Origin of the sequence: Kitasatospora sp. CM 4170, assembly GCF_032110285.1 — a bacterium.
Taxonomy (GTDB): domain Bacteria; phylum Actinomycetota; class Actinomycetes; order Streptomycetales; family Streptomycetaceae; genus Kitasatospora; species Kitasatospora aburaviensis.
On record NZ_CP134877.1, the window covers coordinates 4,822,721 to 4,835,435 of the forward strand.

At 72.9% G+C, this 12,715-nt stretch carries 11 protein-coding genes; 5 read left to right on the forward strand and 6 right to left on the reverse strand.

The window, feature by feature from the left end:
• Positions 1-33 precede the first annotated feature (33 nt).
• Complete coding sequence (locus RMN57_RS20450; RefSeq protein WP_313764786.1) at positions 34-465, reverse strand: hypothetical protein; 432 nt, start codon at positions 463-465, stop codon at positions 34-36.
• A 407-nt stretch (positions 466-872) separates the two neighbouring features.
• On the opposite strand from RMN57_RS20450, the gene RMN57_RS20455 reads away from it, so the two are divergent.
• Both RMN57_RS20455 and RMN57_RS20460 read left to right on the forward strand, forming a co-directional pair.
• On the forward strand, positions 873-2,567 hold the full coding sequence (locus RMN57_RS20455; protein ID WP_313764787.1) for an ice-binding family protein: 1,695 nt from the start codon (positions 873-875) through the stop codon (positions 2,565-2,567).
• Between the two features lie 501 nt (positions 2,568-3,068).
• Entirely contained in the window at positions 3,069-3,221 is a 153-nt protein-coding gene (locus RMN57_RS20460; RefSeq protein WP_380236535.1) for a thiamine biosynthesis protein ThiC, read from the forward strand.
• 68 nt (positions 3,222-3,289) lie between these two features.
• Here RMN57_RS20460 and RMN57_RS20465 read toward each other — a convergent pair whose 3' ends face one another.
• Together RMN57_RS20465 and RMN57_RS20470 are read right to left on the reverse strand one after the other, a co-directional pair.
• Positions 3,290-4,678 carry a glutamate decarboxylase gene (locus tag RMN57_RS20465; protein WP_313764788.1) on the reverse strand — a complete coding sequence of 463 codons (1,389 nt, stop codon included), beginning with the start codon at positions 4,676-4,678 and terminating at the stop codon, positions 3,290-3,292.
• A gap of 96 nt (positions 4,679-4,774) precedes the next feature.
• Complete coding sequence (locus tag RMN57_RS20470; RefSeq protein WP_313767898.1) at positions 4,775-5,200, reverse strand: VOC family protein; 426 nt, start codon at positions 5,198-5,200, stop codon at positions 4,775-4,777.
• Between the two features lie 339 nt (positions 5,201-5,539).
• Here RMN57_RS20470 and RMN57_RS20475 point away from each other — a divergent pair, with 339 nt between their 5' ends.
• Complete coding sequence (locus tag RMN57_RS20475; RefSeq protein ID WP_313764789.1) at positions 5,540-6,826, forward strand: hypothetical protein; 1,287 nt, start codon at positions 5,540-5,542, stop codon at positions 6,824-6,826.
• Positions 6,827-6,964: 138 nt separating this feature from the next.
• Positions 6,965-7,261, forward strand: a complete 297-nt coding sequence (locus tag RMN57_RS20480) for a putative quinol monooxygenase (RefSeq protein ID WP_238860588.1) — start codon at positions 6,965-6,967, stop codon at positions 7,259-7,261.
• A 124-nt stretch (positions 7,262-7,385) separates the two neighbouring features.
• On the opposite strand, the gene RMN57_RS20485 is transcribed toward RMN57_RS20480, so the two are convergent.
• The 3 genes from RMN57_RS20485 to RMN57_RS20495 all read right to left on the reverse strand — a co-directional run bounded on the left by RMN57_RS20485 (position 7,386) and on the right by RMN57_RS20495 (position 11,214).
• A complete protein-coding gene (locus RMN57_RS20485) occupies positions 7,386-8,396 on the reverse strand; it encodes a hypothetical protein (RefSeq protein WP_313764790.1) in 1,011 nt (336 codons plus the stop codon).
• Between the two features lie 213 nt (positions 8,397-8,609).
• Positions 8,610-9,854 (reverse strand): metallophosphoesterase, encoded by a 1,245-nt coding sequence (locus RMN57_RS20490; RefSeq protein ID WP_313764791.1) that lies wholly within the window; start codon positions 9,852-9,854, stop codon positions 8,610-8,612.
• 202 nt (positions 9,855-10,056) lie between these two features.
• Positions 10,057-11,214 carry a LacI family DNA-binding transcriptional regulator gene (locus tag RMN57_RS20495; RefSeq protein WP_313764792.1) on the reverse strand — a complete coding sequence of 386 codons (1,158 nt, stop codon included), beginning with the start codon at positions 11,212-11,214 and terminating at the stop codon, positions 10,057-10,059.
• A gap of 352 nt (positions 11,215-11,566) precedes the next feature.
• On the opposite strand from RMN57_RS20495, the gene hisC reads away from it, so the two are divergent.
• Complete coding sequence (gene hisC, locus RMN57_RS20500) at positions 11,567-12,670, forward strand: histidinol-phosphate transaminase (RefSeq protein ID WP_380236500.1); 1,104 nt, start codon at positions 11,567-11,569, stop codon at positions 12,668-12,670.
• Positions 12,671-12,715 lie beyond the last annotated feature (45 nt).

Sequence of the window (12,715 nt, forward strand, 5' to 3'; positions counted from 1 at the left end):
GTGGAATCCGGTCGGCGGATTCCCGGGTGTGGGTCAGAGCCCGAGGATTTCGCGAATGAGGCCGAGCTTGCGCTCCGGGGAGAGATCCTGGGGACGGCCTTTGAGCAGGCCGTTCAGGACCGCTGGGACGTCGGAACCGTCGGGGGCCTGGATGGCATCGATGATCTGGCAGCGCAGGCCGCCGTCCCGGATGAACACCCACACGTCGTGATCCTTCCGCGGCTCGCCGTTGTCCCTCGGGGAGAGCCGCCACGTCGGGAACCAGCCGAGCCCCTCTTCGGTGAGACGCTCGGGCAGTTCTTCCAGGACGTACTTGCCGAGTCTTCGGTAGCCGACTTCCGCGCGCAGTTCACCCAGGGTGACCCTGAGCAGGCCGCCTGCGGCGCGGCAGCGCTCGGCCACCGTGCCGACGTCACCGGTGGCCGCAGTGAGCGCCTCTTCCAGCGGATTCGTTAGGTCGTTCATGATCGGGCCAACGATTGGGATCACGGGGCGATACGTGATTCACCGGCCTGGACGCGGCCACGAGGAAAAACGGTACTGCTACGGCGCTGGCGGCGGCCGGCGGCTGCCAGGGGAGGGCAGATCCGGGCATTTAGTGCGTAGGCGAACGATGCTGCGGGGGTGGGGGCGTTCCTCGATCGGCGCTGGTGTGTCACTCCATTGCATCTTTATCACTCTCTTCTTTTCATGTTGTTGTTGCACGGTGTAGTGAGTTGGTGACTCTCCATCACCTGTCCTGGTCGGCTCCGCTCGTCGAAAGCCCTCCGGCGCGAGTGCGAGGGCGTGAGGTCTGACCGGAAACCACCAGTAGCGCTCCGAATGCCCACTTCGGGTGACGGAGTTCAACGTGACAAGAAAGGTCCTGTCCTATGGCAGTCGATGCCATGTTGTCCGCTCCACCGGGGCGAGGGCGTAGACGCGCTCGACTCGCGGGGGCGTCCGTCCTGCTGTCCGGACTGACATTGCTCGCGGCGGCCGGCCTGGTCGCCAGCCCAGCGCACGCAGCAACCGCACCGGTGGGGCTGGGGACTGACACCAGCTATGCGATCCTGGCGGGCTCGACCGTCACCAACACCGGACCCAGCGTCATCAACGGCGACCTGGGGCTCTTCCCGGGCACCAGCGTGACGGGTTTCCCCCCCGGAACCGTGAACGGGGTTCAGCACGTCAACGACGCGCAGGCGGCGCAGGCCCAGTCCGACCTCGTCATCGCCTACAACGATGCTGCCGGCCGGGCCCCCACGGCCATCCTGACCTCGCCCGGCGACATCGGAGGGCTGACGCTGACGCCCGGCGTCTACAAGGCGAGTTCGTCGCTGAACCTCACCGGGACCGTCACCCTCGACGCGATGGGCGACCCGAACGCCGTCTTCATCTTCCAGATCGGCTCCACCCTCATCACGGCTCCGTCGAGCGTCGTCAGCCTGGTCAACGGAGCACAGCCCTGCAATGTGTTCTGGCAGGTCGGTAGCTCCGCCACCATCGACGTCGACTCCTTCTTCAAGGGCAACATCCTGGCTCTCACGTCCATCAGCGTGAACCACGCCTCGGTGATCGAAGGCCGCGCCCTGGCGCGCAACGGAGCCGTCACTCTCGACGACAACACCATCACGAGGGCGGCCTGCACCGTCGGCCCGCCCGGACCGAGCGGCCCGCCCGGTCCGAGCGGCCCGCCCGGACCGAGTGGGCCCCCTGGACCGAGTGGCCCCGCCGGTCCTCCCGGTGCCGCCGGTTCCCCCGGTGCACCCGGCCCCAACGGCGCTCCGGGCGTGGCGGGCTCCCCGGGCGCTCCGGGCGCCCCCGGTCCCAACGGTGCTCCCGGTGCCAACGGTTCGCCCGGCGCTCCCGGGGCTCCTGGCCCCAACGGTGCTCCCGGTGCTCCCGGTTCCCCCGGTGCACCCGGCCCCAACGGCGCTCCGGGCGTGGCGGGCTCCCCGGGCGCTCCGGGCGCTCCCGGTCCCAACGGCGCTCCCGGCGCTCCCGGTGCCAACGGTTCGCCCGGCGCTCCCGGGGCTCCTGGCCCCAACGGTGCTCCGGGTGCTCCTGGTGCCAACGGTTCGCCGGGCGCCAACGGTTTGCCTGGTGCCAACGGTTCGCCGGGCGCTAACGGCTTGCCTGGTGCCAACGGTTCGCCGGGCGCCAATGGATCGCCGGGCGCCAACGGCTCGCCCGGTGCGAACGGCTCGCCCGGCCCTGCCGGTCCTGCTGGTCCTGCTGGTCCGGCCGGCCCATCGGGTCCTGCCGGTCCTCCCGGCCCTGCCGGACCGCCCCAGTCTCCGGGCGGTCACGGCGGTCAGGGTCACGGCGGCCACGAGCAAGGTGAACACGGGCAGGACCAAGGCAACCACGGCAACGCTCCGGCCGACCACGGCAACGGCAAGGGCGGTCACGAACAGGGTGTGCCGGTCGTGCGTCCGCACGAGTCGGGGCAGGCACTCGCTGCCACCGGCTCCGGCAAGTCGATCGCCATGGCGGTCGGCTCGGCGGCCGCCGTCGTGCTGGGAGGCTCGATCCTCATCCTCGTGAGGCGCAACGGACGAGCCGCAGCTCGCCGTCGGCACTAGCCCTCGCCGTGATGGGCGGCGCGCGTCCGGAGCGGGTGCACTTCCCGCCGACGGACTGACGCTCGACCACGTGGCGCTGTCCCGGACAGCCGGAAGGCCGTTCCGAGACAGCGCCACGCCCTTGGCCGCAACGGCGGTCGGATCGGTGTTCCCGGCCTCGTGCGCGGGCTGATCCGCCTGACCCGGTACTGTCCGTCGCGGCGGCGAGGCGGAAGTAACGGTGGGCTCGACCGGCGCATGGGTCATCGGGGCCGTGCCCGACCAGGAGGCTGCGGCGCTGCCGGGGAGGTTCGCGCACCTCGTCACGGCCGACGACTTCCGCAAGCCGACGGGCTACACGGAGACTCTCGCGTGGTGGCGGCGGGACTGCGACGGGGAGACCCTCCTCGCGCCCCGGCCTGGGCGTCTCCGCGTTCGCCCGCTGGTACTGAGCCGTGTGGGCGGGCCGATCGGGGCGCCGGTTCAGAGCCAAGGTGCTGTCTCGGCCCGAAGTTCTGCTCGATGAAGATCTCCCAGAAGATCCGCGACGAGCACGGCGACGGGTCCACGGCCGTGCAGTCGGGCTACGACGCCGAGGCGCTGGCCGGCATGCAGGCCAAGTCCGAGGAGTTCGCCGCCCAGGGCAACCGGGTCTACCTGCCCATGGCCGACTGACGTCAGCCTGTTGACCGCGCTGCTCTGGGAGGAGGAGGGGGCTTCCCAGAGCAGCGCTCCGCCACGCCTCAGTGGTGGAAGCCGACGCGGTCCGCGTCGTGGGGGCGGCCCTCGTCGAGGTGCTTGATCGCCCGGCGCATGTCGTCGGCGAGGAGTTCGATCTCGTCGCGGTCGACGCCGTGGCGGACCAGGACGCGCTGGATGACCGTCTCCTGGCGGTCCGGCGGGAGCGGGTAGGAGGGGACCTGCCAGCCGCGCATGCGGAGCTGGTCGGAGAGGTCGTACAGGCTCCACGCGACCGAGTCGGGGTCGGTGAGGGTGTACGAGACGGCGGGCAGCGCGCCGACGCCGTCGTAGAGCAGGGTGAAGGGGCCCATCTCGGCGATCTGCCGGCCGAGGTGCTGCGCGGTGTCGGCGCACGCCTGGTAGACCCGGCGGTACCCCTCGCGGCCGAGCCGCAGGAACATGAAGTACTGGGTGACCACCTGGCCGCCGGGGCGGGAGAAGTTCAGGGCGAGGGTGGGCATGTCGCCGCCGAGGTAGTCGACGTGGAAGACCAGCCCGTCCGGCAGGGCGTCCTGGTCGCGCCAGAGGGCCCAGCCGACGCCGAGCGGCGCCATCCCGTACTTGTGGCCGGAGGCGTTGATCGAGGAGACCCGCGGCAGCCGGAAGTCCCAGACCAGGTCGCGGTGGAGGAAGGGCGCGATGAAGCCGCCCGACGCCGCGTCGACGTGCAGCGGGACGTCGAGGCCGGTCTCCACCTGCAGGCGGTCCAGCTCGGCCGCGATCTCCGCCACCGGCTCGTACGTGCAGGTGTAGGTCACCCCGAGGATCGCGACCACGCCGATGGTGTTCTCGTCGACGTACTCGCGCAGCTGGTGCGGCTGGAGCCCGGTCGCCCCGGGCTCCACCGGCACCTGCCGCAGCTCGACGTCGAAGTACCGGGCGAACTTCTCCCAGCACACCTGTACCGGCCCGCACACCAGGTTCGGCCGTTCGGTCGACTGCCCCGCGGCCTGCCGGCGGTTGCGCCACCGCCACTTCAGGGCGAGACCGCAGAGCATGGCGGCCTCGCTGGAGCCGGTGGTGGAGCAGCCGATCGCGTTGGTGTCGCCGGCGCCGGCCGGGGCGTGCCAGAGATCGGCGAGGATGTTCACGCAGCGCGACTCGATCTCCGCGGTCTGCGGGTACTCGTCCTTGTCGACGATGTTCTTGTCGAGGCAGAGGTCCATCAGGCGGCGGACCTCGTCGTCCGTCCAGGTGGTGCAGAAGGTGGCGAGGTTCTGCGCGGCGTTGCCGTCCAGCAGCAGCTCGTTGCGCAGCAGTTGGAAGACCACCGTCGGCGGTGCCGGGAAGTCCGGCATGGCCCGCTTGGGAAGTGGGTGCTCGCTCAGCGGCGAGGCGAAGATGTCGACGGCCGCGTCGGCCGCCGGTTCCTGTGCGTTGTGGAGGGCCACCGGTCACCTCTCGAATCGGTCCACTGGTCCGAGTCGGACATTACGGACAGGGTCGAGAGGTCGGCATGCCGGTGTACGCCATCCGGCGCCGGGGCCCTACGCGGCCGCGGTGCCCTCCGCGTCCTCGGTGCCCTCCGCGTCCTCGGCGTACCAGCGGAGCTCGACGGTGTTGCCGTCCGGGTCCGCGACGTAGAGCGAGGTGCCGGTGCCGCGGGCGCCGTAGCGCGGGCCGGGGCCGTCGAGGACGGTGAAGACGCCGGAGTCGACGACCTCCTGCCAGTCCAGCGGGTCGACGGTGAGGCAGAGGTGGTCGACGTTGGACTCGCCGCGGGGACGGGCGAACAGGTCGATGATGGTCTGCTCGTCGATCCGGACCGAGGGGAACGAGACCTTGCCCGCGCGCCACTCCTCGACCCGGACCGGCTCCAGGCCGAGCAGGCCGAGGTAGAACTCCAGCGAGCGCTCGATGTCCCGGACGTTGAGGACGAGGTGGTCGAAGGCCTTGACGTGGACGGCGGCCATGGTGGCTCCCGGGGTGGTGGTGTGCGTGGTGACGTCCTCCACGATCCGCCGTCCAGCCCGGACGATCAATGCCGAACCGTCCTTCGATCGTTGAGCCAGGCTCAACGATCGCGTCCGTGAGTCCGTCCGGGCCGCCCCGGACGCCGCCCGGGGCGAATCCCCCCGGAATTCTCCCTCCGCCGATTTCCCGCTCCGCTCCGCCGGGAAGTGGTCCGGCCTTCGGAATTAGTTGGTTGACAATCCGAGATGAAGATCGGATAGTCTGCGCCCCGCGCGGTGGGGGGAATCCACGTGCTGCCGCCCGGAGATTCGCGGCAATTCATGACCTTTGGGGTTGACTTGAGACTTCGTCACGCACTGCTGGCCGCGACGCTGGTGGCCTCCCCGCTGGTGCTCGCCCTGCCCGCCCAGGCGGCCGGGAGCGACGCCGAGCCCGGGGTCCAGATCGACGGGTTCTCCACCGTCGAGGCCGGGGGCGGCTGGTCCGAGGGCACGGTGACGGTCAGGAACGACGCGGATGCGGCCGTCACCGGCCAGCACCTCGTGCTCTACTTCGGCAGCCGGATGCTCGGGCTGGACCAGGTCGCCGCGGAGTACGCGGACGGTGCGGCCGGCACCTGGCAGCCCGTGAAGCTCGTCGACCAGGACCTCGGGGCCAAGCCCGGCGGCCACCAGGGCGTGGCCGCCGACCTGACCGGCGCGGAGGTGGAGCTGCAGCCGCACTCGGTGCACACCTTCAAGCTCCGGTTCAAGCTGCTGCAGTCCGCGCACACCGGCCCGGAGATCGACGTCAGCCTGGACGCCTACCTGGCCCCGACGTTCGGCAGGGACGGCCTGGCCAGGGACTGGACGGCGCAGGCGTCCAAGCAGGTCGGGACCACCGGCCTCACCACGGCGGTCAACGGCCTGCCCGGCTCGGTCCCGGCCGACGGCAAGGCGCACCCGTTCACCGTCTCCATCAAGACCGCCAACAAGTTCGACTGGCACCTCGACCGGGCGCTCTTCTTCCTCTGGGCCGGGCAGGGCGTCGGCTCGACGGAGGGCCCCGCCGCCTGTGACGCCCAGCTGGAGCTCCAGGACCCGAAGGACGGCAGCTGGCACCAGGTGGGCCTGGCCGCCAGGGGTCTGGAGGGGCGGGACGTCGACCTGGCCAGGTACGGCACCGGCCCGGTGGACAACCGGGTGATCAACGCGCGGCTCACGCTGGGCGCCAACTTCAAGACGTCGGCCGACGCCCGCCTCGGCTTCGGCCAGTTCCCCGGTGCCGGGCCGGTGCTCTTCTGGGCCGAGCAGAAGCTCGCCGCCACGGCGGTCGCGGGCGCCCCCGCCTGCGTGGACCCGAACGCGCCCGCCCCGAAGCCGACCGCGACCACCCCGGCCCCGACCGCCCCGGCGCCCGCCACCGCCGCGCCGTCGGTGGCCCCGGCCGCCGCCGTCACCGCCTCGCCCACCGCGACCGCTTCCGCGGCGCCGCGCGCCGCCACCGGGAACGCCGGGACCACCGGCCGCACCGAGCTCGCCGACACCGGTGCTCCGGACGTCACGGTGCCGACCGTCCTGGGCGCCGGCCTGCTGGCCGTCGGCGCGGCCGCGATCACCGTGGCGAGGCGCGCCCGGCGCAGCTGAGCCGGCCGGCCGGCCCCGGACCTCCGGTTCCTTCCCCGCCGTTCCCTTCCCGACCACCGGCCGGGAAGGGGCGGTGCGGGAAGATCTTGGGACGACCGGTCGGTTCGGACCGGAGACGACTCAGATCGAGGGGGAACGATGTCGCGGCGGATCACGGCGGTCGCGGTGCTGCGCGCCAAGGCCGGACGGGAGGCGGACGTGCGGGCGCAGGCCGCCGTGATGGCCGCGGCGAGCCTGGCGGAGCCGGGCTGCATCTCCTACCGCAACTACGTGGACCCGGACGACCCGCGGTCCTGGGTGGTGGTGGAGGAGTGGGCGTCGCGCGAGGCGTTCGAGAAGCACCTGACCAGCCCGCACCTGGCCCGCTCGGTCGAGCTCACATCGGAACTGCTGGACGGCCCGCCGGAGTTGCGGGTGCTCAAGGCCGCGGTGTGAGCCCGGCGGCGGGTCGCGCCCGGCCCGCGGACGCTCGGAGGCCGTCGGTGGACCGGCCGTCGCCCCGGGCCCGGCCGGCGCCGGGGGCTCAGACGTCGTCGCGGCCTCAGACGCCGCCGGAGGCTCAGACGTCGTCGGGGCCGGTGAAGGCCGGGGGCGTGTAGCCGGGGCCGGTGAAGTCCGGCGGGGTGAAGGCGGCCGTGCGTGGCTCCCGGCCCTGCGGGTCGGTGAGCCCCTCCACCCCGGGGCTGCTGAAGCCCGGACCGGTGTAGCCGGGGCTGCTGAAGTCCGGGCCGCCGCCGTCGGGCCTGCCGGTGCCGGAGCCGGCGGAGTCGCTGCCGCGGGCGCCGGGGCGGTCCCGCTTCGGGCGGCCGCCCTGCCCGGGTATGGCGGCGGACTGCGCCGTTCCGGTGCCCGCCGACGCCGACGCCGATGCCGATGCCGATGCCGATGCCGACGCCGTCGACATCGCCGCCGCCGGCCCGGCGTCGCCGCGCAGGGCGGCGTGCAGGTAGGGCAGCAGCGCCCGGTCGCGCAGCGCCCGCTGCCACTCCCGGTGGGCCTCGCCGAGTTCGGCGGCGAGCTCCGGGTCGGTGCCGGCCGGGACGGACGGTGTGGAGCCGTCGCGGACCGCGGTGAGGATCAGTCCGACGATGCCGACCGCCATCGCGACCACGCCCGCCGCCAGGGCCACCCAGCCGGCCGTGAGGATCGACCGGCTCAGTGCCGCCCCGGGATCGGCGGCGCGCAGCGTGTACCCGAGCAGCAGCAGGACGAGGGCGGCCGCCCAGGCCAGGATCGGTGTGAGCACGGTGAGGACGGGGAACAGCCCGGCGCCGCCGTCCGCCGAGCGCAGCTGGGCGAGGAGGCCCGGTGCGGCGGGCTCGCCGTCCGGGCCTGGTGGTGCGGGCATGCTGCGCAGGTTCGCGCGCAGCCGGGTGTAGTGCTCGTACTCGGTGCCGGCCGCGGCCGCGAGGCCGTCGGCGTCGAGCAGGGCCTGGGCACGCAGCTCCGCGGTGGTGAGGGCGCCGGGTGCGCGCAGTGCGGTGAGGACGGTGCCGTCGCGCAGTGCGTCGTCGAGGAGGCGCTCGAAGTCCGGGCGGTCCTCGGCGAGCAGATGCGGGGCGTTGTTCATGGGGACCCCGTTCAGCAGGTCCCGGTCGCTCCGCGGTGCCGTGCGCACGGAGAGGGGCGCCACACGGGCGGCCGGGTGTGGTGTGCCTCGATGGTAGGGGCGGGTGCGGCCGCGCTGACAGTAGGTTTCCGGAATTTCGCGCCCCGGGCCGCGCGTGCGGTCCGGGGCGGGCGCCGGGAACTGCCGTTCGAGTGGCGGTCCGGAGACGGTCCGTCAGATCGGCAGCCGGGCGATGAGCAGCCGGCCTTCCATCGTGACGCCGCCGTCCATGGCCACCGCGAGGTCGTCCGCGTAGACGTACGGGCCTGGGATGTGCGGCGGCTGGCCGTCGTCGGCGTGCACCGCACCGGTGAGGTACGGGATCGGGCTGTGCCCGTGCACGATGCGCGTGCCGCCGTAGGTGTCGAGCAGCTCGTGCACGGCCATCGGCCCGCCGTCGCCGCGGAAGGCGAAGCGCTTGGTGAAGCGGCGGAAGCAGTCCCACCACTCGTCCACGCCCTCGTCCGCGAGCAGGTCGTGGACGGCGTCGTTGACCTCGGCGATCGAGTCGCCGTACTCCAGGTACGCGGTGGTGTCCGAGTGCAGCAGCAGGTGGCCGTCCTCCAGCCCGATGGCGGGCAGGCGGGAGAGCCAGCTGATGTGGTGCGCCTCCAGCCGGTCCAGGTCGTGCTGCTGGCCGCCGTTGAGCCGCCAGGCGGCGAGGAAGGAGGCGGTGCCGGCGGTGGACTGGACGGGCTCGTCGCCGTACTTGGCGGCGCCGAGGAAGAGCAGTTCGTGATTGCCCATCAGGGCCCGGCAGTAGCCGCCGGCGGCGGCCGCCTCGGCGGCGAGCTGCATGACCAGGTCGATCACGCCGATGCCGTCGGGGCCGCGGTCGGTGAAGTCGCCGAGGAACCAGATCCGGGAACGGCCGGCCGCCCAGTGGCCGTCGGCGTCGATCAGGCCCTGGTGGCGCAGCTCGGCGAGCAGCTCGTCGAGGTAGCCGTGCACGTCGCCGACGACGTAGAGCGGGCCGGGCGGCTCGTTGGGGGCGGGCGCGGGGTACGGGTGGTACGGCACGCCGGGCTCGGGCAGCGGCGGGCCGAGCTCGATGGTCGGCGGGTCCTCGCCGCCGTGGGCGGGCGACGGGTGGTCCACCAGGGTCGGCTCGTACCCGGGGTGTGCGGCCTGCGGGGTGTGCCCGCCGTGCTGGGCCGCCTGGGCCTGGGCCTGCGCCTGGTGGTCGTGCTGACCGTGCTGGGCCTGGCCCTGCGGGTCGTGGCCGCCGGCCGGCCAGTGCTGTTCGAGCCAGCGGGCGCCGCCGTAGCCGCTGTACGTCTCCGACTCGTACGCCGCCTCGGCGTACCCGGTGGGCTCGGGTTCGTAGTAGGTGCCGTAGGGCAGCACGTCGAGGTCCGGCTGGTGGCGGGGGCCTGAGTCCGGGTGTTCAGGCCCGGGGAAGCGGTCCTCGGGTGTCATTCGCCCATCATAGGAAGACCACTCTCCCGGCGTCGTCACCTGGTGGGTATCCAATCCTCCGGAGCGTCAGCCGGGCGGGCCGTCAGGTCCGATTTGTCCCGGCTAGGCATGGTCCAGACCGGCCCCGGCGGGGCCGGGGTCCGTCGCCGGCCCCGCCCGTCCCCGGGCGGGGCGTAAAGCCGGCAGGCCCGGCGGCCCGCCGCTACATCTCGCCCGGCGGGCGCGGCGGGCTGACCGTGGTGCGCGGGTTCCGGCGCTGGGAGGACGCGCGGACGATCAGCTCGGTCGGCATCAGGGTGCCGGGCGGCGGGCCGGTGCCGGCGGTGCGGAAGCGTGGCGGGAAGAGCCGGGCGATGTCGACGCCCGTCCCGGAGTCCACGCCCTCGATGGCGTCGATCAGCAGGTTGACCACGGTGGTGCCGATCCGCCGCGGCTTGAGCGAGAGCGTGGTGATCGGCGGCTCGGTGGCCGCGTAGACGTCGCTCTCGCTGCAGCAGACCAGCAGCAGGTCGTCCGGCACCCGCAGGCCGTACCGGCGGGCGGCGGCGAGCAGGTCGGTGCCGTTCGGGTCGAACAGGCCGTAGACGGCGTCCGGCCGGTCCGGGCGGGCGAGCAGCCGGTCGGCGGCGACGGCCCCGGCGGCCGGGTCGTGCGCGGGGTAGGCCTCGTAGACCGGCTCCTGGCCGACCTTGGCGCACCAGCCGAGGTAGGCCTCGGTGGAGAGCCGGGTGTAGGTGTCGGTGCTGGTGCCGGTGAGCAGGCCGATCCGACGGGCGCCGGCCTCGGAGAGGTGGTCGAGGATGCCGAGCACGGCCGCCTCGTGGTCGTTGTCGACCCAGGCGGTGACCGGACAGTTCCCCGGTTTGCCGTCGCTGACCACCGGCACGCCGGACCGGTACAGCTCGCTGACCAGCGGGTCCTGGTCCGGCGGGTCGATCACCACGGTGCCGTCGAGGGCGATGTTGCCCCAGACGTCGTGCCGGGAGGAGGCGGGCAGCACCACCAGCGCGTAGCCGCGGCCGAGGGCGGCGCTGGTGGCGGCCCGGGCCATCTCGGCGAAGTAGGCGAACTCGGTGAAGGTGAACGGCTCTTCGCCGTAGGTCGTGACGGTCAGCCCGATCAGGCCGGACCGGCCGGTCCGCAGGGTGCGGGCGGCGGCGGAGGGGCGGTAGCCGAGGCGCTCGGCGACCTCGCGCACCCGGCTTCTGGTCTCGTCGGGCAGGCGGCCCTTACCGTTCAGCGCGTCGGAGACGGTGGTGATCGACACTCCGGCGGCTGCTGCCACATCCCGGATGCCGGCCCGCTCCAGACGCCGTGAGGTGGTGGGTCGCCGACCGCTCTGGTTGGCTGCTGCTGTCATGGCGGACCGATCGTATGGCTCCTGACAAGGGTCTGTGACCGGCGCATCGGGGGCCCTTGGAGATACGTTTCTCCATGAGTGAGCCCGTGCGCGCCCCTTCGATACCCGCACGAAACCAGCCGTCTTACCTCTGACATGTGCCATAGGAACCCTGCAGAATGGCTGATCTGCGCCTGTAACCCGACCGGGCATCTCACTCCTACGGGTGAGCGCGGGTCGGTATCGTTCAGGGCACCCGACCGGGGTGGTCCGGACGCGTCGCGGGTTCCCGGGTCCGGCGGTGATCCCGCCCGGACGGGCGCGAACGCACCGGAGGCGGCTCGGCGCGGCGAGGGCCGCGCGGCCCGACGGAATGAAGAGAAGGAGCAGGACCGTGAGTGGAACGGCACCGCAGGGGCCCCGGCTGAGGCCGACCCTGGACGGCATCCCCACCTACAAGCCCGGCAAGCCGGCCGGCGCCGACGCCTACAAGCTGTCCTCCAACGAGAACCCCTACGACCCGCTGCCCGGCGTGCTGGAGGCGGCGGTCAAGGCGGCCGGCTCGTTCAACCGCTACCCGGACATGGGCGTCAGTGAGCTGACCGCCGAGCTCGCCCGGCGCTTCGACGTCCCGGTCGAGCACATCGCCACCGGCACCGGCTCGGTCGGCGTGGCCCAGTCGCTCGTCCTCTCCACCGCCGGCCCCGGCGACGAGGTGATCTTCGCCTGGCGCTCGTTCGAGGCGTACCCGATCATCACCCAGGTCGCCGGCGCGACCCCGGTGCCGGTCCCGCTCACCGCGGGCGGCGACCACGACCTGGACGCGATGCTGGCCGCGGTCACCGAGCGGACCCGGCTGATCTTCGTCTGCAACCCCAACAACCCCACCGGCAACGTGATCCACCGCGCCGAGCTGGAGCGCTTCCTGGACGCGGTGCCCGCCGAGGTCCTGGTCGTCGTCGACGAGGCGTACATCGAGTTCATCCGCGACCCCGAGGTCCCCAACGGCATCGACCTCTACCGCGACCGCCCGAACGTCTGCGTGCTGCGGACCTTCTCCAAGGCCTACGGCCTGGCGGGCCTGCGGGTCGGCTTCGCGGTCGCGCACGAGCCGGTGGCCAACGCGCTGCGCAAGACCGCGGTGCCGTTCGGCGTCACCCAGATCGCCCAGGACGCCGCCGTCGCCTCGCTGCGGGCCGAGGAGGCCCTGATGGTCCGGGTGGACGCGCTGGTCGAGGAGCGCGCCCGGGTGGTCGCCGGGCTGCGCGCCCAGGGCTGGGAGATCCCGGACTCGCAGGCGAACTTCGTCTGGCTCGGGCTGGGCGAGCGCTCCCAGGAGTTCGCGGCCGCCTGTGCCGCGGCCGGCGTGATCGTCCGCCCGTTCCCGGAGGGCGTGCGGATCTCGATCGGCGAGGCCGAGGGCAACACGATCTTCCTCTCGGTGGCCGAGGCCTTCCGCAAGACGATCGACGGCTGATCCGTCCGCACGGCGGACCACAGGGGCGCACCGCTCGGCGGTGCG